The organism is Flavobacterium phycosphaerae, assembly GCF_010119235.1.
GTDB lineage: Bacteria > Bacteroidota > Bacteroidia > Flavobacteriales > Flavobacteriaceae > Flavobacterium > Flavobacterium phycosphaerae.
Genome location: NZ_JAAATZ010000001.1, coordinates 1,790,038 through 1,812,700 on the forward strand (window position 1 = coordinate 1,790,038; position 22,663 = coordinate 1,812,700).

23 protein-coding genes and 1 pseudogene are annotated in these 22,663 nt (G+C 38.4%); 8 read left to right on the forward strand and 16 right to left on the reverse strand.

Annotated elements, in window-relative coordinates:
• Window positions 1-13 precede the first annotated feature (13 nt).
• Genes GUU89_RS07885 through GUU89_RS07895 form a run of 3 tightly spaced genes read right to left on the reverse strand, consistent with a single transcriptional unit; the run spans window position 14 to window position 4,000 of the window.
• Entirely contained in the window at window positions 14-2,536 is a 2,523-nt protein-coding gene (locus GUU89_RS07885; RefSeq protein ID WP_162127401.1) for a TonB-dependent receptor, read from the reverse strand.
• Window positions 2,536-3,444: a FecR family protein gene (locus GUU89_RS07890; RefSeq protein WP_235922002.1), complete on the reverse strand. Its 909-nt coding sequence runs from the start codon at window positions 3,442-3,444 to the stop codon at window positions 2,536-2,538. Before GUU89_RS07890 ends, GUU89_RS07885 begins: the two co-directional genes overlap by 1 nt.
• Before the next feature lie 34 nt (window positions 3,445-3,478).
• A complete protein-coding gene (locus GUU89_RS07895; RefSeq protein WP_162127402.1) occupies window positions 3,479-4,000 on the reverse strand; it encodes an RNA polymerase sigma factor in 522 nt (173 codons plus the stop codon).
• Window positions 4,001-4,103: 103 nt separating this feature from the next.
• Between GUU89_RS07895 and GUU89_RS07900 the strand changes: the two genes are divergently transcribed.
• From GUU89_RS07900 to GUU89_RS07920, 5 genes and pseudogenes are all read left to right on the forward strand, one after another.
• On the forward strand, window positions 4,104-4,646 hold the full coding sequence (locus tag GUU89_RS07900; RefSeq protein ID WP_162127403.1) for a hypothetical protein: 543 nt from the start codon (window positions 4,104-4,106) through the stop codon (window positions 4,644-4,646).
• On the forward strand, window positions 4,634-5,122 hold the full coding sequence (locus GUU89_RS07905) for a hypothetical protein (protein ID WP_162127404.1): 489 nt from the start codon (window positions 4,634-4,636) through the stop codon (window positions 5,120-5,122). The genes GUU89_RS07900 and GUU89_RS07905 overlap by 13 nt, the downstream gene beginning before the upstream one ends.
• A gap of 215 nt (window positions 5,123-5,337) precedes the next feature.
• On the forward strand, window positions 5,338-5,799 hold the full coding sequence (locus tag GUU89_RS07910) for a hypothetical protein (RefSeq protein ID WP_162127405.1): 462 nt from the start codon (window positions 5,338-5,340) through the stop codon (window positions 5,797-5,799).
• Window positions 5,800-5,938: 139 nt separating this feature from the next.
• Window positions 5,939-7,276 carry a signal recognition particle protein gene (gene ffh / locus GUU89_RS07915; protein WP_162127406.1) on the forward strand — a complete coding sequence of 446 codons (1,338 nt, stop codon included), beginning with the start codon at window positions 5,939-5,941 and terminating at the stop codon, window positions 7,274-7,276.
• A gap of 82 nt (window positions 7,277-7,358) precedes the next feature.
• A pseudogene (locus tag GUU89_RS07920) lies at window positions 7,359-8,245 on the forward strand (bifunctional 5,10-methylenetetrahydrofolate dehydrogenase/5,10-methenyltetrahydrofolate cyclohydrolase).
• A 222-nt stretch (window positions 8,246-8,467) separates the two neighbouring features.
• Here GUU89_RS07920 and GUU89_RS07925 read toward each other — a convergent pair.
• The 5 genes from GUU89_RS07925 to GUU89_RS07945 form a co-directional block, all read right to left on the reverse strand.
• Window positions 8,468-8,683 carry a YgaP family membrane protein gene (locus GUU89_RS07925; protein WP_162127407.1) on the reverse strand — a complete coding sequence of 72 codons (216 nt, stop codon included), beginning with the start codon at window positions 8,681-8,683 and terminating at the stop codon, window positions 8,468-8,470.
• Window positions 8,684-8,814: 131 nt separating this feature from the next.
• A complete protein-coding gene (locus tag GUU89_RS07930; RefSeq protein WP_162127408.1) occupies window positions 8,815-9,780 on the reverse strand; it encodes a hydrolase in 966 nt (321 codons plus the stop codon).
• A 63-nt stretch (window positions 9,781-9,843) separates the two neighbouring features.
• Window positions 9,844-10,263, reverse strand: coding sequence for a DUF1456 family protein (locus GUU89_RS07935; RefSeq protein WP_162127409.1), 420 nt, complete (start codon window positions 10,261-10,263; stop codon window positions 9,844-9,846).
• A 75-nt stretch (window positions 10,264-10,338) separates the two neighbouring features.
• Entirely contained in the window at window positions 10,339-11,139 is an 801-nt protein-coding gene (locus GUU89_RS07940) for an alpha/beta hydrolase (protein WP_235922004.1), read from the reverse strand.
• A gap of 18 nt (window positions 11,140-11,157) precedes the next feature.
• The gene (locus tag GUU89_RS07945) at window positions 11,158-11,628 is read right to left on the reverse strand and encodes a hypothetical protein (protein WP_162127410.1); all 471 of its coding nucleotides are present in this window, start codon (window positions 11,626-11,628) and stop codon (window positions 11,158-11,160) included.
• 106 nt (window positions 11,629-11,734) lie between these two features.
• Here GUU89_RS07945 and GUU89_RS07950 point away from each other — a divergent pair, with 106 nt between their 5' ends.
• Entirely contained in the window at window positions 11,735-12,088 is a 354-nt protein-coding gene (locus GUU89_RS07950) for a tellurite resistance TerB family protein (protein WP_235922006.1), read from the forward strand.
• Between the two features lie 196 nt (window positions 12,089-12,284).
• Window positions 12,285-12,716, forward strand: a complete 432-nt coding sequence (locus tag GUU89_RS07955; RefSeq protein WP_162127411.1) for an Hsp20/alpha crystallin family protein — start codon at window positions 12,285-12,287, stop codon at window positions 12,714-12,716.
• 81 nt (window positions 12,717-12,797) lie between these two features.
• Here GUU89_RS07955 and uvrB read toward each other — a convergent pair whose 3' ends face one another.
• From uvrB to GUU89_RS07985, 7 genes are all read right to left on the reverse strand, one after another.
• Window positions 12,798-14,795 carry an excinuclease ABC subunit UvrB gene (gene uvrB / locus GUU89_RS07960; protein ID WP_162127412.1) on the reverse strand — a complete coding sequence of 666 codons (1,998 nt, stop codon included), beginning with the start codon at window positions 14,793-14,795 and terminating at the stop codon, window positions 12,798-12,800.
• 48 nt (window positions 14,796-14,843) lie between these two features.
• Window positions 14,844-15,425: a GDP-mannose pyrophosphatase NudK gene (nudK, locus tag GUU89_RS07965; protein WP_162127413.1), complete on the reverse strand. Its 582-nt coding sequence runs from the start codon at window positions 15,423-15,425 to the stop codon at window positions 14,844-14,846.
• On the reverse strand, window positions 15,422-16,381 hold the full coding sequence (gene rlmF, locus GUU89_RS07970) for a 23S rRNA (adenine(1618)-N(6))-methyltransferase RlmF (protein ID WP_162127414.1): 960 nt from the start codon (window positions 16,379-16,381) through the stop codon (window positions 15,422-15,424). The genes nudK and rlmF overlap by 4 nt, the downstream gene beginning before the upstream one ends.
• 13 nt (window positions 16,382-16,394) lie before the next feature.
• Complete coding sequence (locus GUU89_RS07975; protein ID WP_162127415.1) at window positions 16,395-17,057, reverse strand: thiamine diphosphokinase; 663 nt, start codon at window positions 17,055-17,057, stop codon at window positions 16,395-16,397.
• 93 nt (window positions 17,058-17,150) lie between these two features.
• Entirely contained in the window at window positions 17,151-17,531 is a 381-nt protein-coding gene (locus tag GUU89_RS15315) for a DUF4249 family protein (RefSeq protein WP_317163896.1), read from the reverse strand.
• Entirely contained in the window at window positions 17,456-17,971 is a 516-nt protein-coding gene (locus tag GUU89_RS15320; RefSeq protein WP_317163867.1) for a DUF4249 family protein, read from the reverse strand. Before GUU89_RS15320 ends, GUU89_RS15315 begins: the two co-directional genes overlap by 76 nt.
• A 4-nt stretch (window positions 17,972-17,975) precedes the next feature.
• Window positions 17,976-20,372, reverse strand: a complete 2,397-nt coding sequence (locus GUU89_RS07985) for a TonB-dependent receptor (protein WP_162127416.1) — start codon at window positions 20,370-20,372, stop codon at window positions 17,976-17,978.
• Between the two features lie 182 nt (window positions 20,373-20,554).
• On the opposite strand from GUU89_RS07985, the gene GUU89_RS07990 reads away from it, so the two are divergent.
• Window positions 20,555-21,277 (forward strand): hypothetical protein, encoded by a 723-nt coding sequence (locus GUU89_RS07990; protein WP_162127417.1) that lies wholly within the window; start codon window positions 20,555-20,557, stop codon window positions 21,275-21,277.
• Between the two features lie 46 nt (window positions 21,278-21,323).
• On the opposite strand, the gene GUU89_RS07995 is transcribed toward GUU89_RS07990, so the two are convergent.
• A complete protein-coding gene (locus GUU89_RS07995; RefSeq protein WP_162127418.1) occupies window positions 21,324-22,547 on the reverse strand; it encodes an NADP-dependent isocitrate dehydrogenase in 1,224 nt (407 codons plus the stop codon).
• Window positions 22,548-22,663 lie beyond the last annotated feature (116 nt).

Here is a 22,663-nt window from a genome sequence, read left to right on the forward strand (position 1 = left end):
AACCTTTTTTTGGCTAAAACCGCAACTTTACATTAAGGTTTGGGGTCAAATCAAGTGCATAAGTATTGACACTTTCTACAGTATTGTTGGCAGCATTTACTCGATAAAACCGGTTGATGCTGTTTGAGGTATTCAAAATATTTAAAACGGAAATATTGGTTTCCAATGCCATATTGCCTTCCAATTTCCATTCTTTCGAAGCAGAAAAATTTATTTGAAAAAAGTCATGCAGTTTATCATTGTTAGGCGAATTGTAAACGATGGCATTCTGTGCATCTACCGTGGTCGACGCTGGTGTAGTAATAGGTTTTCCGGTGTGCCATTTGCAACCCAAAGCCAATTTCAAGGCATTCCATTCATAAATTCCGGCCCAGGAAACACAATGTTTCAATTCGAAATTATTATAAAATTCTGGTGGCGTAAGTGATGGGAAGAAATATTTATTATCGTTATAACTGTAACTCATCCAAGTGTAAAAACGGCCAAAATTCTTTTGAATCAAAAACTCCAAGCCCAATACTTCATAATCACCACTTGATTTGACAAACTCAAATTGGTTTTGGAAACCCTGACTGCTTGTCGTAATGCCGGTAATTTTTTTATAGAAGTTATCTAAGGTTACCAACCAATTGTTCTTTTTATAACTAAAGCCAAGCGAAAGCTGCTGACTCTTTTGAATCGGAATAGTGTTATTGTTTGCTTGTGTCCATCTGCGTTTTTCAATACCTAAAAAATCCTGCTGCAAATCGATTACCTGAGATAGGGTTTGACTTTTTTGTTCGCCCAAAATTTCCAAACGAAGGTTTTGATTCAAAGCCTGATTAAACTGCAATCGTGGCTCAATCAAAGTGGTTTTGAACTTGCTGAAATAATTTCCGCGCACGCCCATTTTGAGGAACGTTTTTTTGCTTTCGGTCTCAAAAATCCCTTCTGCAATTAAGGCATGGCTTTTTAATACGTCAATATTTTTTCTAGAGAAGAACGGAGAATTGACTTCATCAAAATTAGTCACTCCCGTTTCGTCAAATTGATATCCTTGATTTACAGTTATGGTTTTCGAAATTTTATTTGAATTTTTTACTTGAACTCCCAGCGCTAAAACACTATTTTCTTGTTGCAAAACCTGGTTGCTTTCTATCGCTTCGTTCTTGGATTCTAAACCGTATTTAGTGCCATAAAATTGTATTGCAGTGGAATTGTTTTTATTCCAATTGGTTTTCCAATGTAACACGCCGCCGAGAGTTTCCTGTGCCAAATCACTGTTTTTACTGGCATTTGTTGTGAATTGATTTACCAAAAGCGAATTCCGAATCATAATGGCATCAGCGGTGAGCTCATTTTTTTGCCCGATTTTTTGTTGGTATTGTGCTGTGAAATCATAAAAATAAAAGGTTTCATCGCTTTTAAAATCTACCGTTTGGTTGTTGTTCAAATTGGTAACTACCGTATTTTGAAACACTTTATTTCGATAATTTTTATAGGTAGGCGAAGCAAAGAAATCTGTTAGTGAGCGTCTGCCTGAAAGAATAAAATTGGCTTTTTCTGAAGTTTTGATTTTGGTATAAAATTCGGCACTAATCAAATTAGAGCTAATACTTGAACCGGTTTTGTCAATAGATTTGGTGTGCGAAGAGATGTCAATCAAACTGGAAACACTTTCGCCAAAAAAGGCAGAGCTTCCGTTTTTAGTCACCGAAATGGTTTGTGCCAATGACGGATTGAAGGCTGAAATTAACCCAAAGAAATGACCGGTTTGGAACATCCGAATACCATTCCAAAGAAAGAGATTCTGATCATGCGTGCCGCCGCGAACGTTAATATTGGAAACCGTTTCGTCAACCGATGAAATGCCCGGAATTTGTTGCATGGTTTGTAAAACATCGGGTTCAATTAACCCCGGCAGGATACCGAACTTGCTAGGTTTTATTTCTAAACTTCCGTCATTTTTTTTGTAAATACCGGTAGTTAAATACCGCTGTGCTACCACTTCGTCGAGTTTTTGAACGATAGATGTCAGTTTTATTTTTGGGCAATCGGACAAATATAAATCAACTGGGCTGATTTGTTTTTTTTCAAAACTCAAATGCGAAATTTCAATGGTATTTGGAGAAACCAGAGGTAATTCGAAATAACCTTTGTCATTAGAATAAACCAAAACAGATGTTTCTGAAATGGCAATTTTGGCATTGTCAACAGGAAGCCCGGATTCTTCATCGGTTAGATAACCACAAAGCGGTTTGTCTAAGTTTCGGTTGTTGATGACAGAGTAATAGTTCTCCGTAATCTGTTTGATTTTACAGCCGGTTTTCGATTGGAGGTAAGCTATTTTTTCGGCAAGGGTTGCGGTTTCTTTTGGCGGAATTATTTTGTAGATGACCAATTCCGAATCAATGTAATTAAACTTGATATGGTGCCGGGTGCTTATTTGCTCTAAAACGGTTTTCAATGGCACTGCATTCTGACCTTCTTGTGCGTTGGCAACAATTAAGGAGAGAAACAACAATACCAGTAAAAACAGCTTGTTTTGGTTTAACATTAAAAATCTTCTAAAATGACTTTTGCAGTTTCAAATTTAGAAATTTTTAAATGATATGTGGAGGAAACTATCTTTAATGCCGTTTTTATATCGTTAGCAGGCAAAGTTCCTGAGAATAACTGTAGATTTTCTTTAGCATTTAATACGATTTCACAGTTATATTGTCTTTGTAATTCGTCTAAAATGTGCTTTAAACTTTCTTTTTTGAAAACAATTTGGCTGTTCGTCCACTCCGGTTTTGTATTTTCAATTGATTGTTTTTCAAAAGTATCGGCATCAAATGTTACTGAAGTTCCTTTAGTAATAATTACTTCTTGATGGTTGTGAACTATTTTCACACGCCCTTCATAACAAGTTACGTCAAAACGATTTTCGCGGGCTTTAACATTAAATTGGGTTCCGAGAACGGTTACGGTTCCCAGTGGAGTATTGACTTCAAATTTTTTACCATGGGCAACTTTGAAATAAGCTTCACCCTCTAAATGTAATTTTCGGTTGTTGTCCCAATCCCATTTTTTGTATTGTATTTCGGAACCGCTGTTTAATACAATCCGAGATTCATCAGGCAGTGAAAAACGGGTTTGCTTTCCGTTTTCGGCCACTTCGGTTGAAGTTACAGTGGTTCTTAAAAATAAAGTTAAGCTCAAAAACACGACAAAAATCGCCGCAATTTTTAACCATTTGGATTGATAGAACGGAATTACTTTTGGTGCTTTTTTGGCATTAGCCATAGTATTTTGATACAACAAATCGCTGTCAAAATCCGGGGCTTTCAATTGACTTGAATAGTCGGCAATTTTGGCATAAGTGGTATATTCAGGAGTACTTTGAAACGCGCGTAATTCCGCTTCGCTCATTTCTCCTGCCAACCATTTGGCTAATTCGTAATTTTCTTCCATTGTATTCATGATGTTTGGTTAAACAGTCGCATAGTAAAAAACCCTACTTGAACTGCTCAATTTCGGTTCGTAATGTAACTAGCGCTCCGTGAATTCTTTTTTCGACTGCCTTAACACTTATGGCTAAAATATCGGCTATTTCATGGTATTTTTTGCCTTCAATACGGTGTAACAAAAAAGCGGTCCTTTGGGCTTCTGTTAATCCGGCTATGGCTTTTTCCAGTTTTTGTTTGAATTGTTCTTCTTCAATTAAAAATTCCGGATTTAAATTGGTTCGGTCATTTTGAGTATGGCTTTGAGCATATCTCAAGACCACTTTTTGATGCGCAATTTCATTTAACGACGCGTTATTGGCGATAGTATAGATATAAGATTTGGCTTTTTCAAGCGGAACATTCTTGCAGTTTTCCCAAAGTTTTATGAAAGATTCCTGCGTGACGTCATTGGCCTTTTCTTCGTTACCGAATTTATAATATAGATAATTCCGCAATGACTTAACATTGGCATTGAAAAAACGGGAAAAAATTAATTCTTCACAAATACCGTTAGAATCGGTGTTCTCCATTTTGATTTATTTCAATTGTTTGAGTGTTTAAATTTAAAATATTTTTCGAAAGTAGGGTTTTTTATTGCAACTTTGTTTACCCTTTTGAATTGATGTAACAATTATGAGAAATTTTATTTGGTCTGTTTTTGCTTTGATAGCGTTATCCTTTTCTTCCTGTCAGGATGAAGAAGAGTCGATAACACAAAGTCCAACCAATAGTTTTGGTAAATCTTCTGCTATATCTTCTTTAATTTTGAGAGTGTCACAATACGAAACCACTTGTGATAATGTTTTAGACAATACCAGCAACTTCAGTGTAAAATTGCCGGTTCATGTAACCGTGAATTCACAGTATTGTAATGTAAGTTCGGATGCCAATTACCAAACTGTTCAGTACTATAAAGACAATTATGCAGGGGATGATGTGGTGCATTTTCAGTTCCCTATTACTTTGGTTTACCCAAATCATCAGGAAGTGACTGTAACCGAAAGTCAATACAATGCTATAATAGCCACCCTTGGTGACGATTCTAATTACCATGAAATTGATTGTATTAATTTTGTTTATCCTTTTACCATCAATAAATACAACATCAACAATCAAGTAGGGGTACTGTTAGCATTACTAATGATACTGAGCTTTATAATTTTTTGCACGATTTAGATGCCAATACAGTAGTGGGAATGGTTTATCCGCTGTCACTCAAAAAAACAAACAGTACAGCTACTGTTACGGTTACTAATAATAATCAGTTGGAAGATGCCATTGATAATGCGGTTAGTGAATGTACCACCGGTCCAATGCCGCTCGAATTAGAGGACGTTTTAGCCAGCGGCACTTGGCATGTGTCTTACTGCTATTATTCATATGATGAGACCTCTTATTATGCCAATTACAGTTTTACTTTTAACAGCAATGAAACCGTTACTGCTGTTAAAAATAATGTGACCACTTACGGGCATTGGGATGTTCATGATGAATATAGCCCGGTCCGATTAGACCTGAATTTTGACGGCTCAGCCTTAGAGGATTTAGAAACCAATTGGAGGGCCTTAGAAGTTACTAGTACTTACGTCAGACTCAAAAGCGACAGCAGTAGTAGTGGTTTGTATTATTACCTGAGTTTCACCAAAAACTAACCATCATTTTTTAACCACCTTTTACCGGCATGAAAATCTTTAATAAGAAGTTTCTAAATCAGAATGAATTTAGAGACACTAGGCTCGACATGGCTACTTTTGACAAAACCAGAATCAATTATTTGCTGAATCAGGTACTGATATGGATCTTGATTTTTGTTGTTATTTTTTTAGTTACAAAGTTTTTAAACAATTAACCCTCAATACAATTTGCAATGAAAAGACTATTTATTTACCCGGCTTTAGCTATGGTGTTTTTTATGAACACGGCTTCAATGTGTAGCTCTGACAGCAGCTCTTCCTCATCATCCGATCCAACGCCTGTAATCAATACGGCCACACAGGGCACTTGGAAAGTAACCAGTTACATCGATTCAGGGACTGATGAAACCAATCATTTTACCGGCTATAATTTTACGTTTGGCAGTAACAATGTTTTAACCGCTACCAATGGGACCAATACTTATCAAGGGTCGTGGTCTGTTAGTACAGATGATAGTAACGATGACAATCCAAGCAGTGATTTAGATTTTAATATTGCTTTTGGTTCACCGGCCGATTTCTTTGATTTGACCGATGATTGGGATGTGACAACTTATTCGTCAACCACCATTTCATTAATCGATGTTAGCGGCGGCAATGGCGAAACCGACATTTTGATTTTCACCAAGAATTAACCCATTTGAAAAAGAAATAATTGCTTTACTCTTTTTAAACCATTCGCCAACGCGGGTGGTTTTTTTATTTGGTTTACTATAAAACTTCAAAATCAAATCCTTAAATTTGCCACTTCATTAAAAAACAAAGCTTGCCATTATGTTCAATAATTTAAGTGATAAACTAGATAAAGCATTCCACATCCTTAAAGGACATGGGAAAATTACCGAAGTTAACGTAGCCGAAACGTTGAAAGAAGTGCGTCGTGCCCTACTTGACGCCGATGTTAACTTTAAAATTGCCAAAGACTTTACCACTAGAGTTAAAGACAAAGCCATAGGTGAAAATGTATTAACCACATTACAGCCGGGACAATTAATGGTTAAACTCGTGAAAGATGAATTAACCGAGTTGATGGGTGGAGAAGCAACCGGAATTAATTTAGCGGGTTCGCCATCAATCATTTTAATGTCAGGTTTGCAAGGTTCGGGTAAAACTACCTTCTCCGGAAAGTTAGCCAACTACCTGAAAACCAAAAAGAACAAAAAACCACTTTTGGTAGCCTGTGATATTTACCGTCCGGCAGCGATTAATCAGTTGCATGTAGTGGGTGACCAAATTGGAGTAGAGGTTTATTCAGAACCGGAAAATAAAAACGCCGTTCAAATTGCTTTAAATGCTATTCAACACGCCAAATCCAATGGCTACAATGTAGTTATTGTCGATACGGCCGGTCGTTTAGCGATTGACGAAGAAATGATGAACGAAATTGCCAATGTGCATGCGGCCATCAAACCACAGGAAACGTTGTTTGTGGTTGACTCTATGACAGGGCAGGATGCGGTTAATACAGCAAAAGCATTCAACGACCGATTGAACTTTGACGGAGTGATTTTAACCAAATTAGATGGTGATACTCGTGGTGGTGCTGCCATTTCGATTAAATCAGTTGTCGATAAGCCAATCAAATTCATCGGAACCGGTGAAAAAATGGAAGCTATTGATGTATTCTATCCTTCACGTATGGCGGACAGAATCTTGGGTATGGGTGACGTGGTTTCCTTAGTAGAAAGAGCCCAAGAACAATACGACGAAGAAGAAGCCCGAAAAATTCAAAAGAAAATTGCCAAAAATGAATTTGGTTTTGATGATTTCTTAGCGCAAATCCAGCAAGTGAAAAAAATGGGGAACATGAAAGACTTAGTCGGTATGATTCCCGGTGCAGGAAAAGCATTAAAAGATGTAGAAATTGAAGACGATGCCTTTAAGCATATTGAAGCCATCATCCACTCGATGACCCCAAAAGAAAGAACCAAGCCGGCTATCATTGATGCCAAAAGAAAAACCAGAATTGCCAAAGGTTCAGGAACCAAAATTGAACAGGTAAACCAATTGCTGAAACAGTTTGACCAAATGAGCAAAATGATGAAAATGATGCAAGGCGGTGGCGGTAAGAACCTGATGCGCATGATGAGCGGCATGAAAGGCATGAAATAATGTAGAGACGCGATTTATCGCGTCTTTTTTATTGCAATAACTACAACACACAAAATAACTACAACACACAAAATAACTACACATGCAAATATTAGACGGAAAGAAAGTCTCGGAAGACATTAAAAACGAAATCGCAGCCGAAGTCCAAAAGATGAAAGCCAACGGCGAAAAAGTACCTCATTTAGCCGCCATCATTGTGGGGAATGACGGGGCCAGTTTGACGTATGTGGGCAGCAAAGTAAAAGCCTGTGAACGTGTTGGTTTTGAATCGACTTTAATTAAAATGCCCAACACCACTTCGGAAACCGAGTTGCTGAAAAAAATCAAAGAGCTCAACGAAGACGATACCATTGATGGCTTCATAGTACAATTACCGTTACCCAAACAAATCGATACCCAACACATTATCATGTCGATTGATCCCAGTAAAGATGTAGATGGTTTTCACCCGGAGAACTTCGGGAAAATGGCGTTAGATATGACGACTTTTATTCCGGCCACTCCCTTTGGTATTTTGGAATTATTAGAAAGATACGGTGTAGAAACCCAAGGAAAACATACGGTGGTTATCGGTAGAAGTCACATAGTAGGCAGACCCATGAGTATCCTTATGGGAAGAAAAGGATTTCCCGGAAATTCAACGGTAACGCTTACCCATAGTTATACTAAAATATTGCCCAAATCACTACGCAAGCCGATATTATCATCACCGCATTGGGCGTTCCCAATTACCTCAAAGCTGAAATGATTAAAGACGATGCCGTTGTAATTGACGTAGGCATCACTCGTGTGGCTGACGATAAAGACCCAAGAGGGTACCTAATTACAGGAGATGTGGATTTTGATATGGTTTCTAGAAAAGCCTCCTTCATCACACCGGTGCCGGGCGGAGTTGGTCCTATGACCATTGCGATGTTGCTGAAAAACACACTACTGGCACGAGAACAGAAACGATTAAAAATGGAATAATAGAAAGACCTGAGTGAAAGCTCAGGTTTTTTGTTACTGTAAAGATTGACAAGTGCGTTTTTAAATAAATTTGATCAAAATTTTTTCAAAAAAAAATAATGAGCAGAAAAATGGTCAAAATTTTTTTTCTGAAAAATAATGAGCAAAGCAAAATTGCGCCCATGAATTAGGTTAAAACGCTAAAAAAACCTGAGTGCTAACACAGGTTTTTTAGGCTTGAAACTATTTTATTCCTTTTTTGACGTTACAGGTATTGATGCGAAAGGGGACGTAGAGTGGACAAAAACTCATAAAGCTGGTTAGTACAAACACGCAGGCAAAAACCAGCAGGATAATGCCTACTATCCCGTTAATTGTATTGTTGTAGTATAAGAAAGCAATCACCGCTGCCACCAGCACTCGGATTACTCTATCAGATGAACCCATGTTTTTTCTCATGATAAATAGTGTTTATGGTTAATGTAATCAAATTTAGCTATTGAAAATCAAATCTTTACTGATATATGTCATGTTTTGGCAATAAAAAATCCCAAGCTTTCACTCGGGATTTTTCTATAATGTTTTGCGGTTTATAACTTAGCCAACCATAGTGAGGCGTTCATGTGCAAGCGAGAGTGTGAAACCAACTCAGTCCAACCCGGATAAAGGGTATCACCTGTAGCGCCTGTTCCGTCATCGGCTGGTGAGCTGTCTCCAATTACAAATACTCTACCAGTGCCATAAGTAGCCGAAGCACACATGATATTAGAAGTACCTTGTGCCGAAGTGCCGCGCCAAATTAAACCTTGCGCCGTTGCATTTGCTGTGGTATTGATAGTCATAGAAGCTCCTGCTGAAAATTTCAAATTAGATACCGTTCCTTGTGAACCATTCAAAATAGGGTTGGTGGTAGTGGCTAATCTATTAGTAGTAGTTTCTGAGAAATTGTTTAAGGTAATAGCAATACCAAAAGGATTAGTTTGTACCGTATTGTTTGACATCAAGTCATTCCAAATCGCCGGCGAATCCCATCCGTCATTATTTCGGTCAGAAACCGTATGATCAGAAATCATGAACAAGCCACCGCCATTTTTTACGAAATTAAGAATGGCAACTTTTTCAGCTGCTGTAAATCGGATATTAGGTTCATCAATTACAAAAACGTTATAATTTTTCAAATCTTGAGCACCCGTTCCACCATAGGTAATGGCTGTTCCCGAAGGCAAAGTTTCAACGGTGTGACCTAATTTAACCAAGGCTACACCCCAAGCCGATAAACCACCTTTCCAGAAATTTTCGGTTGTAGTAGCTGTTATGTTTGATTGTGCCGGAGTCGGAAAACGTTGCGGTGAGGTATCAGCATCTAAAACCCAATCCGCGTTCCCGGCGGTTTCAGCTTTAGTAGCATCAAATAAAAATTTCTTCGGAGTGACAGCGAGTGTCGTAGTAGTTGTGGTTATTCTTGAAGCGGTACTGTTTTCTTTTTCAGTATCAGAGCTGCACGAAACAGCCATAATTGCCATACCGGCAACCCATAAGTAACTAATTAATTTCATTTGGTTTTTTGTTGGTTAATGACTGTGATAACAAACTACTATAGCATTTACCCTAATCGAAAATTATTTTTTTCCGTTTTTGAATTTAACTTTTTCAACTACTTGAATTTTAGGTTCCGGTTTTTTGCTTTTTGGTTTAGAAGCGGGCTTCTTTTTAAAGTCGTTTGTCGGAGCCGTTTTGGCAGTAGCTTTAGGCTTGTCGGCTATGTTTTTCTTAACTTCAGCCTGATTTTGTTTGATGACGTCCATGGCGTTCTTTGGATTTTCTTTGGTGCCTCGCAAGTGAATCACCAATCCGTTTAAGAAATTACGCAACACTTGGTCACCACAATCCATGTACTTCGGATGGTCGGCATTTCTGAAAAAAGCGCCAATTTCGGCGGTAGAAATTCGGAAATCCACCAATTGCATAATTTCCACAATTTGGTCATCACGCAGTTGCAAGGCTACCCGTAGTTTCTTAAAGATATCGTTGTTATTCATAATCTTATTAAGTTAAAAGTTCTTGTTTCAAATTCACAATTCACAATTCACAATTCACAATTCACAATTCACAATTCAAAACAGCCAAAGGTACGCCTTTTTAAAACGCTCCCGCCACAATTTTTCGTTGTGCTGTCCTCCTTTGACAATTACTTTTTTGTTTAGTTTTTTACATTCACAGCGTTTGGTATTGACCCAATGCTCTACGGCTTCCATATCCGGAATCACATCGGCATCACCTTCATTATCGCCACACAAAAAATAGACTTTGGTTTTGAAAGTTTCGGTTTGGGACATTAACTTGTTCATGTCATTTCGGCTAAACCAAAAAGAAGGCGAGAAGCAACCCACTTTGCCGAAGACCTCGGGGTATTTCAATGCGGCATAAAACGAAACCAATCCGCCTAATGAGCTCCCCATGATGCAGGTATTTTTGGCCCCGGCTTTTGTTCGGTAGGCAGCATCAACTTTGGGTTTTAACGTTTTGACGATAAAGTCTAAATAGTCGTCCGCTTTGCCGCCACCGTATTTTGGATGGGGATAGGGTGTTAATTCAGCTATGCGTTTATCGCCTCCATGTTCAATGCCTATGACAATGACTTGAGCGTTTAGACTGTCCAACGTTTCGTCTATATTCCATTCGCCAAAAGCGGCCGTTTTGCTATCAAACAGGTTTTGTCCGTCGTGCATGTAAATCACCGGGTATCTTTTGGTGGAAAGGGTATAGGCTTTGGGTAAATACACCCAAATTTTCTTGCTGCTTTTTAATTGAGGTGCTTCAAGGGTAAAAGTAGTCACTTGTTTACTGGCCGTACTTTCTTGGGTAATGGCTTTGTTGAAAAACAGGAAACAGCTGAGAAGCAGTATTTTTTTCAAAATAAGTGAGGTTGAATTTTATTCGGTTGTTTCTTCTTTGTCTTTTCTTTTCTTCTTCTTTTCGCTTTTCCCAACCGCCCGGTCTTCCTTCATCTTTTGATACTTTTCTTTTTGAGAAGGGTTGAGGTAACTCAGAATACTTTTCTCCGTTTTGTCCTGAATGGCTTTTATTTCTTTGTTTTTATCTTCGTCAGAGTTTTCACTTTTCATGACAATGTCTATGCTTTTGGTACTGCTGGTAATGTCGTTTTTTATAGCAATAAACTGAAGCTCATCAAGGATTAATTCCGACTGTAATCGGGTCATTATTTTGTCAACGCGTTCATTTCTGGCCTTTTCAATTTCGGCAGGAGTGGCTTTTTCAGGGGTTTGCTGAACAGCAGGCATATTGTTGTTTCGTGAGCCGTAGCCATAGTTATTACCATATTGCGCGGTTGCATTAGTCGCATAAAGGAGCACTCCCAAAAACAAAACTTTAAAAGCATTCATAAGTCAAAAATTTAAGCAGGTAAAATTAAATCAAAAATGATTTTCAAAATAATAATGTAGCACAATTTCACAAAAAATTATATTTTAGCTAAAAAATAAGCTTTGGATGGAAAAATACGAAGAAAAATTAGCGCTATTGGCTGAAATGATTTCTTTTTCTGTAATTGACGGAAGATTGCACGAGAGAGAATATTTGTTTCTGACGATGATTGCCCAAGAACTTCAGGTAACAAACGAAGATTTCAAAGCTTTGTTTCATCATGAAGAATATCCGGTCATTATCAAATCTGAGTTTGAACGCATTCAACAGTTTTATCGTTTAGCTTTATTAATGCACTGTGACGGTGTGTTGCACGAAAGAGAGCAAAACAAAATCCATGAAATAGGAATCAATATGGGCCTGAACCCACACGCCATCAAACGGGTACTCAAAGCGATGGAAACTTCCCCAACAAGATGATTTCTCCTGAGTTTTTATTGGAAGTTTTTCAAGAGCAATTGAACTGATATTTAGTCAGTTAATAATTTCTTAAATCCGTCAAATTTTCATTTTTTTCTTTTACCAAGTTGCCAAAATGACTTAAAAAGAGTCTTGGTACACCATTTGTTTTTTTGGGTTTACTATCAAAAAATGTTTAACATTAAATTGTAAAACCATGAACTTAGTTAAAAAAAATTACAGCACTTTTCCATCTATTATTGATGAATTTTTAAAACCTGACTGGTTTGGCGGACTTCAAAATTTTCAGGCTACTGTCCCGGCGGTTAATATTAAAGAAACCGATACAAATTACACTTTAGAGTTGGCCGCCCCTGGAAAAAGTAAAGATGATTTTGTGATTGAAGTTGACCACAACGTATTGACCGTAGCCTCAGAAACCAAAACGGAAAACGAACAAAAAGAAGCTGCCGGAAGATACACCAGAAGAGAGTTTAGCTATACTTCTTTCCGTAGAGCTTTTACATTACCGGAGACAGTTAATACAGAAGACATCAATGCCAATTATGAAAACGGAGTATTACATATTACCTTGCCGAAAAAACAAGAAGCCTTGCCAAAGCCAAAACGATTGATAGATATAATGTAATTAAATAAAAAAAGCGTCCTGATAGGGCGCTTTTTTTAGCTTTAGTATTTTATCGGTAACTATACTTTTCAAAATCTTGGTTTAGGTGGCAGCCAATTTAGTTTGCAGCGCCTGAATCTCATCCCTAAATTTTGCGGCTTGCATAAAGTCTAAATCTTTAGCGGCTTTTTCCATGGCTTTGCGAATGTCCCGGATTTTCTTTTCTATCTCAGGTTTTGATAAATAGAGGCTTTCCGGCTCGGCGGCTTTGGCTATTTTATCTTCAAAATATTGGGTTGAAACCGAATTGCCGCTCAACGCATTGCCTAAACTTTTATTCAACGCTTTTGGTTCTAAACCATGTTTGGTATTGTAAGCCATTTGCTTCTCGCGACGGTAGTTGGTTTCGTCTATCGTTTTCTGCATCGAAGCAGTTATTTTATCCGCATACATAATCGCTTTTCCGTTTACATTTCTGGCGGCTCTACCAACGGTTTGGGTTAAGGAACGATGGCTTCTTAGGAAACCTTCTTTGTCAGCATCTAAAATGGCTACTAAAGAAACCTCAGGCAAATCCAATCCTTCCCGCAATAAGTTAACACCAATCAAAACGTCAAACAGCCCTTTACGCAAATCTTGCATGATTTCTACGCGCTCTAAAGTGTCCACATCCGAATGAATGTAACGGCAACGAATGGAAACTTTAGTCAAATATTTAGTCAATTCTTCGGCCATTCTTTTGGTTAAAGTGGTGACCAAAACACGTTCGTCCGCTTCACATCGCACCTGAATTTCTTCTATCAAATCATCAATTTGGTTCAAGCTGGGACGCACTTCTATAATAGGGTCTAATAACCCCGTCGGGCGAATGACTTGCTCCACATAAATCCCTTCCGACTTCTGTAATTCATAATCTGCCGGAGTAGCCGAAACATAGACCACTTGATTTTGCATGCTTTCAAATTCCTCAAACTTTAACGGACGGTTGTCCATAGCAGCCGGTAATCGGAATCCGTATTCCACTAAGTTTTCTTTTCGACTTCTGTCCCCGCCATACATGGCATGCACTTGTGAAATCGTTACGTGACTTTCATCTACCACCATCAAGTAATCATCAGGAAAATAATCCAACAAACAGAACGGTCGTGTTCCCGGAAGTCTGCGGTCTAAGTAGCGAGAGTAGTTTTCAATTCCGGAGCAGTAACCCAATTCGCGTATCATTTCCAAGTCGAAATTGGTGCGCTCTTCCAAGCGTTTGGCCTCAAGGTGTTTGCCCACTTCTTTGAAATAATCCACTTGTTTAACTAAGTCTTGCTGGATGTCCCAAATAGCTGCTTGCAACACATCAGGTGAGGTTACAAACATATTGGCGGGATAAATGTTTAGTTTTTCGTAGCGCTCTATAACCTTTGAAGATTTGGCGTCAAAGGCTTCAATTTCTTCAATTTCATCGCCAAAAAAATGCACACGGAACGGTTCGTCGGCATAACTCGGAAAGATTTCCACGGTATCGCCTTTGATTCGGAACGTTCCGGGGGTAAATTCAGCTTCGGTTCTTGAGTATAAACTTTGTACCAAACGGTGTAATAATTTGGTACGCGAAATTTGTTGATTTTTTTCGATGGCAATTACATTCTTTTGAAATTCCACCGGATTCCCGATGCCATACAAACAAGAAACGGAAGCCACCACCAACACATCACGACGTCCAGATAATAGGGCCGAAGTAGTGCTTAGTCTCAGTTTTTCCAATTCATCATTAATGGATAAATCCTTTTCTATAAAAACACCGGTAACCGGAATATAAGCTTCGGGTTGATAATAGTCGTAATACGATACAAAATACTGCACCGAGTTGTTAGGAAAAAATTGCTTGAACTCTGAGTATAGCTGAGCGGCCAAAGTTTTGTTGTGGGCCAAAACCAAAGTCGGTTTTTCAACTTCCTGAATGACATTGGCCATCGTAAAAGTCTTTCCCGAACCCGTTACACCGAGCAACGTTTGGTATTTTTCGCCATTATTGATGCCCGCGACTAATTTGTCAATGGCTTGTGGCTGGTCGCCGGTAGGTTGGTATTCGGATACGACTTGGAATTTCATTTTTATAGCAGCAAAAGTTCAGATGGGTAAAGATAAGAAGAATGCTTTCTAAATCAAACCATTGATTTTTGCGTATTGCAACAACATAATGGTTTTAGCATCTTTGATTTCACCCGAAGCAATCATGCCATACGCTTTGTCAAAATCGAGTTCCAATACCTCTATGTTTTCTTGTTCTTCTTGTATACCGCCACCTTCATTTATTTTCATCGCTTTGGTATATTCAGCGGCGAAGAAATACACGATTTCTGTTACTGAGCCCGGTGACATATACACTTCAAACAATTTTTCTACTGCCGAAATTTTATAACCGGTTTCTTCCTCGGTCTCTCTTCTAATGCATTCTTCCGAATTGTCTTTGTCTAACAATCCGGCACAAGCTTCTATCATCATGCCGGTTTCGTTGCCATTGACATAAGTCGGTAACCGGAATTGCTGCGTCAGTATTACGGTTTTCGAATGTTTATTGTAAAGCAAAATAGTAGCGCCATTGCCGCGGTCATAAGCCTCACGGGATTGCGTTTCCCAATGGCCGTCTTTCTTGAGATAGTTGTAGGTGATTTTGCGTAAGGTATACCAATTATCCGAAAGGATTTCAGTTTTTAGAATTTCTATTTTTGGATTCTTCATGAGTTTAAATGGGTAATAAAATCTTGTTGTTGGTTGGGTGAAAGAAAAGTCCAAGCGACGATTCGGCTTATTTTTTGTCCTTGCGCCATGTCGATGGTTTTAATTTCTGCGGCACCCACTTTATTCAGGAGTTTATAAATGTTTTTCAGATTATCTTTTTTGGAAACCAAAGTGGTAAACCACAAACACTGTTTTGGGTATTTGACGCTTTCATAAATCATCTGCGTAATGAAACCCAACTCGCCGCCTTTGCACCATAACTCCGCATTTTGTCCGCCAAAATTTAAAACAGGTTTAGCGGTTTTGGTTGTTTCTAAAGCATTGACTTTTCGTAGCGTACTTTTCGCGGCTTCTTCCGGTGAGGCATGGAATGGCGGATTGCATAGGGTGAACGCAAATTTATCTTCCGGCAAAATGATGTTTTTAAAAATGAACCGAGGTTCTGTCTGCAGTTGCAAAGCTATAGCTTCTATTAGTCTTGAATTATCGGCAATTATCTTTTTGCAATTCTGCAGGGCTTTTTCATCAATGTCGGTTCCAACGAAACTCCAGCCATAAGCATAATTTCCGATGATAGGATAAATACAATTGGCTCCCATACCAATGTCTAACCCCATAATCTTTTCGCCTTCGGGTATGATTCCGTTATTGGTCTCGGCTAATAAATCGGCGAGGTGATGAATATAATCAGCTCTTCCGGGAATGGGCGGACAAAGATAACCCGCTGGAATATCCCAGTTTTGGATTTCGTAATGCGCCATCAGCAGGGCTTTGTTCAATGTTTTTACGGCTTCCGGATTGCTGAAATCTATGGTTTTGGTTTGATGTTCATTGACAAATACAAAACTTTTTAACTCGGGACAAGCTTTTAGTAAAACTTCAAAATCATATCGGAATCGGTGTGGATTTCTGGAATGTAAGCCTGTTTTTTCGGGGGTATTTTGCGTTTTTTTCAAGGTGTTTTTTAGTTTAATCCCAACATTCCATTAATAACAAATCGCCATCCGCATGGGTGATGGAAACCATACCGTCCTCGGTAACATGATTACTACTTCCGGTGCGGTAGCCTATGGTTAGCTCTTCATTAGTCAAAGAATAAAAAAGATTTTGAGTCGTAATGCTGGTTACTTTTCCAATAGGAATTAAAGACAGAATGGTGTTGGCCGTGTACCATTTTTCAAAATGGTTTTGCAATAAAAACACTTTAGAATGGTCGTCTAAAATAACGACTTTAAGTTGGTTGCGATATGCTACAATATTGGTCAGGTTGGTAATGGTGTGATCGGCACGTCTTCCGGTGGCCCAAATGACATTGGCAGCTTTGTGTCCTTTTTCGATTAAATAATCAAAAGCTTTTTCCAAATCGGTTTTTTCCTGATTAGGTGCGTAGACAATTTCTATCGGATACTGTTTTTCTTTGTAGTATTCGGCATCAAATCCTCGATCAAAATCGCCCAATAGCACGTCTACTTTTATACCCAAGTCCAATACCCGCTCGATGGCAGAATCTAAGACAATGACTAATGGTGACCATTCCAGCAATTGGCCTAGTAATTCCGGGCTGCAAGCTTCGCCATTGGCAATGATTAAGGCCGGTTCCTGGTCGTCGCGAACGATATGATGTGATGACATGCTTGGGTAAGTAGTTTAAAAGTTTGGAGTACGAAGTTATTTTGTAAAAGTAAATAAAAAAACTTCGTACTCCGAACCTCTTACCGCGTACTTTTACTGGATTACATAATTTCTGATATCGGTTTCCGAAAGATTGAAATAGCCCAAAGCATAATTATCCGGATGGGTTTGATTGATGATATTCCCGCGAACCGTAGCCGGTGGCGTTGAAAATGGACCGCCACTTCCTACGGAGATTAAAATCAATTTGTTCATGTATTCGTAATAACGTTTTGAAATACCGTAAATAGTAATGTCAAGCGTATCATTGCTGCCTATGTCTTCATTCGTATAAAATCCGAAAAACTCATTGCCTTGGTAGAATTTATCATCGCTTACTTCATAACTCGGCACCGCATTTATACTGGCTTTGTATTTAAATAAATAATAATTGTCAGCATTGCCGGGGTCGTTGAAAAAGGTTTTGATTTCGATGTCCGTTCCACTGAACCCCCTTCATCATTTTGTTCAATTGTAGTTATCGGAGATACTCCTTTCAATGTTTCAGTAGCGGTATACGTTTCTCCATTTAATATTACGGTCATGACATAAGTTTTGTCAATTTCAGGAATAAAATTATGACACAAGTAAATACCGGAATTTGGTACTTCTTCGGTAAAAGTAAAAGTAACATTGTCGCTATTGGTCACAGCAACCACGGCTCCTGAAACGGACGGAATCACGGTGTCGTAATACCCGGTAGTTGTGGTTAATTTTATTTTTTGTTCGTTACCCAAAGTGCCTTTTTGCCATTGGATTGAGCCATTGATCACTAATCTGGGTGCGGCAGTATCTAAATCAACGTTGACAACATCCTCACAACTGGTTAGTAAAACAGCCATGATAATAGCGGATATATATAATAAGGTTTTCATAAGATTAAAATTTAAAGTTATAACTAACACCCGGAACTACTCCGAATATCGATAATCGAATAGCTTCATTGGAACCTGTGGTTTCATTTTGGCGGAACGAAATGGATGCGGCATTTTTACGCCCGTAAACGTTGTATAAACTGAATACCCATTCGCTTTGCCATCCTTTTTTCTTATTGGGTTTAGGCGTGTAGGTGGCAGATAAATCTAAATGATGGTAGGCCGGAAGGCGGTCGCTGTTTCGCAAGCCATAACTTGGAATCGTAATCCCTTCGTATTCATACTGCCCGTTAGGGTAAGTGACCGGTTGCCCGGATTGTAACACAAAGTTGGCTCCGAAAACCCATTTAGGATTGAAATTATACGAACTCGTTACTGAAAGATTGTGCAATTTGTCATGGCCTGAATTATACCAACTGCCATTGTTGATTCCGGTTTCTGAGGCCGTTCTTCCCGGAGTTTTTTGTTGGGATTTGGACAGCGTATACGAAATCCAGCCGCTTAATTTTCCGGTATTTTTTCGAAGCAAAACTTCTAAACCGTAGGCTCGCATTTCTCCGTTCAGTATAATTTGTTCGAGGGCTTCGTTGGCAATTAAATCGGCACCGTCTATATAATCAATTCGGTTTTTGATTTTTTTGTAAAAGGTTTCTACTTCCAATGAATATTTATCTTCTTTGAAATTTCGGAAATAACCCAATGCCACTTGGTCTGCAATTTGTGGTTTGATGTACTTATCGCTGGGTGTCCAAACATCCAAAGGCGTTGGCGAAGCGGTATTTGAAATTAACTGTAAATATTGTGTCATGCGATTGTAACTGGCTTTGACCGATTGATTTTCATCTAACTGATAAGAAGCTGCAAAACGCGGTTCCAGATTGGCAAAACTTTCCATGACTTTATTGCGTCCGTAATACTTAGTATCAATAGGCGTTCCTTTTTCGTAAATCTGTAATTCGGGATTGAAAACAACAGCTTCATCATTGGCATACAGATTTACAGTAGAGCTTCCTAAACGGTAAAATTGGCTGTAGCGCAAACCGTAAGACAAGGATAGATTTTTTGAAACTTTTTGTTCTACATCAATGTAAACAGCAGGTTCAAAAGCATATTTTTTTTCTAATTGTTTGTAATTAATTCCGGAGTCAGCATCAGATGGCTCAATAGTTCCCGGATTGAAGTCGTAATAAATACCACCTACACCATAATTCAACTTGATTTTATCGGTTACATAATGTTTGAAATCGTATTTAAGATTGTAATTCTTGATACCCGAATTCCATTTGAAGCCTAATAAATTCAAGTCTAAACCATAATAGTAATCACTGTAAATCGCTGAAAGATTCGAGAATAATTTGTCTGAATATAAATGATTCCAACGCAGGTTTAATGTTGCATTTCCGTAGGTATTAATGAAGCTGTTGTTTAAACTAAACACATCACGGCCAAAATAACCCGAAAGAAACAAATTGTTGTTTGGGTTCAGTTTGTAATTCATTTTGGTGTTCAAATCATAGAAATAGGCTGAATTTTTATTGTTGGCTAATTTCAAAAACAAATGAGCGTAAGAAGCTCTTCCGGCAAAAAGAAACGAACCTCGATCTTTTACAATTGGTCCCTCCGCCAATAAACGGCTGGAAATGATTCCGATACCTCCGTTCATACTGAATTTGTTGCTGTTTCCGTCCTTTTGATAAATGTCTAAAACCGAAGAAACTCGTCCGCCAAAGCGCGAAGGAATGCCGCCTTTGTACAGTTTTAAATCTTTAATGGCATCAGGATTGAAGACCGAGAAGAAACCAAAAACATGTGAGGAATTGAAAATTGTGGCTTCATCCAACAGAATTAAATTCTGGTCAGCCCCACCGCCACGTACATTGAAGCCTGATTGTCCTTCACCCGCATTGGTTACACCGGGTAGCGTTAAGAGTGCTTTTAAAACATCTACTTCGCCTAAAACTACCGGAATTTTTTTGATGGTAGCCACCGAAAGTTTGTTTACGCTCATTTCCGGTTTGCGGATGTTGGTTGCTGTTTTTTCGGTATTGATGACCACTTCTTCTAACTGTTCCCCCGTTTCATTTAGGGAATAATTTTTCTTGAGGTCCTGAGTCAGTGCAATGGTCTCTTCAACCGTTTGATACCCTACATAACTAATTTGAATTTGGTAAGTTCCTTTGGGAAGGGTAATCGAATAAAAACCATATTCGTTGGTCACGATTCCCACTTTTTTTTCCGGGATGAAAATGTTTACTCCAATAAGGGTTTCGTTGGTTTTGGCATCTGAGATAGTGCCGCTGAGTGTGAATTTTTCCTTTAGCAACTCATTGGTACTAGTACCTTGAGCAAAAGAAAAAGTTGTCACTAAGAGTAGCAACAACAGTTTGATTTTGATTTGCATTTAATTGATGATTTTGTTTTGATTGCCCGTTTGACGATTTGATTTGTCAAATGTTACGATACTCATGTTAAGTTTTTTGCCTTAGATGCAAAAGTCAATGTATGGTTGCGGTTCCAAGGCATATATTTGTAATTCAAAATCTGTTAAGCTTTGGTTAATTAAAAAGTTAGGATGTTTATAAATTGAATACTTTTACACCGTCAACTTTACTAATGATGAGAAGTTCAGGGATTTTGGTTTTATGTTTATTGTTTGCCTTCAAGGGGTTTTCTCAGTTTGAGTTGCCCAAAAGGACTATCAATATTGCTCCGGTTACCAACAGTTCCGGAAAAATAGCCCCTACTTCTTCTAAAGCCATTACCTATCCGAGTATTTTTGACAAAAAAGACAAGCTGGCAGAAAGTGTTTCGTTGCTGAAAAAGCAACCCGAAGCGGAAAAAGGCGTGATGGAAAAAGAACAGCAGTTTGAAAATCCTGCCAAAGCCTATACCGAAAAAATGAACGATAGGATGAAGCAGGAAGGGGTGTCGAGAGAGATTGTTAACAGCGATATGTTTTTGGGTGAATTTACGGTTACCACTTTTGACATCAGTATTGCTTGTCGGGATTATGGTGCCATTGATGGTGACAATGTAAGCATTTGGCTCAATGATGAGTTGGTGATACCGTCCATTTATTTAGAGTCCAATTTAAAAAAATACAAGCTGGTTTTAAAAGAAGGCTTGAATACCATTCGGATAGAAGCTTTAAACACAGGAGAGTTATTCCCCAATACCGGACAATTTGTTTTTTATGATGGACACGAAGTAGTGGTGACCAATCAACAATGGGCTTTGAATACAGGATATAAAGCTATTGTCAAAATCAGAAAGATAAAAGGAATTGAGTTAAAGCAAGAGAAATAAAAAAGCGACCATCTGGTCGCTTTTTTATTGTTATGGTCTTAAAAAATTAAGCCAGTTTTTTATCCAAGTTTGTTTTCAATGCTTGAAGAAAATCTTCTGTTGATAAATAATCCGCATCGGTTAAGCCTTCTGGTTTTACCAACATGGCTAAGTCTTTCGTCATTTTACCACTTTCTACCGTTTCGATACAAACCGTTTCTAACGCCAAACAGAAATTGATTAATTCTTGGTTGTTGTCTAATTTTCCTCTGTGCTCCAAACCACGGGTCCAAGCAAAGATGGAAGCGATTGGATTGGTGGATGTTTTTCTTCCTTTTTGGTGCTCTCTGTAATGACGGGTTACAGTACCGTGAGCGGCTTCGGCTTCAACGGTTTTTCCGTCAGGTGTTACTAATACAGAAGTCATTAATCCCAAAGAACCAAATCCTTGAGCTACCGTATCCGATTGTACATCACCGTCGTAGTTTTTACAAGCCCATACAAATCCGCCGTTCCATTTCATAGCCGAAGCTACCATATCGTCAATCAATCGGTGTTCGTAAGTAATTCCGATAGCTTCAAATTGTGCTTTATAGTGCTGTTGGTATACTTCTTCAAAAATATCTTTGAAACGCCCGTCGTAGGCTTTAAGAATTGTGTTTTTGGTTGAAAGGTATAAAGGCCATTTTTTAGTTAATGCCATTTGGAACGATGAATGTGCAAAACCATAAATGCTTTCGTCCGTGTTGTACATAGACATCGCTACACCGTCACCTTTAAAATCATACACTTTCCATTCCGTAGTTTCACCGGCTTCATTGGTAAACGACATCGTTAAAGTTCCTTTTCCTTTGATTACTTTATCGGTAGCTTTGTATTGGTCACCAAAAGCGTGACGACCGATAACGATTGGTTTAGTCCAGCCTTGTACGTAACGAGGCACGTTGCTCATAATAATTGGTTCACGGAAAACGGTTCCGCCTACAATGTTACGGATGGTACCATTAGGGGATTTCCACATTTCCGAAAGGTTGAACTCTTTTACTCTTTCTTCATCAGGAGTAATGGTAGCACATTTGATTCCTACATTATATTGTTTAATTGCTTCAGCACAATCAATAGTGATTTGGTCTTTGGTAGCTTCACGACTTTCAATGCCTAAATCATAATATTTAATGTCTAACTCTAAATAAGGAAGGATTAATTGTTCTTTAATGAAGCTCCAAATAATTCGTGTCATTTCATCGCCATCGATTTCTACCACCGGATTAGCTACTTTAATTTTTGCCATAGTATTGAGGTTTTATTCCGCTGCGTGCCTCATAATTCAGCTACGCTTAGGGTGTTGATTAGGTTTTTTAAATAAAAATTAACGACGACAAATATAATTAATATGATAGAAAATTG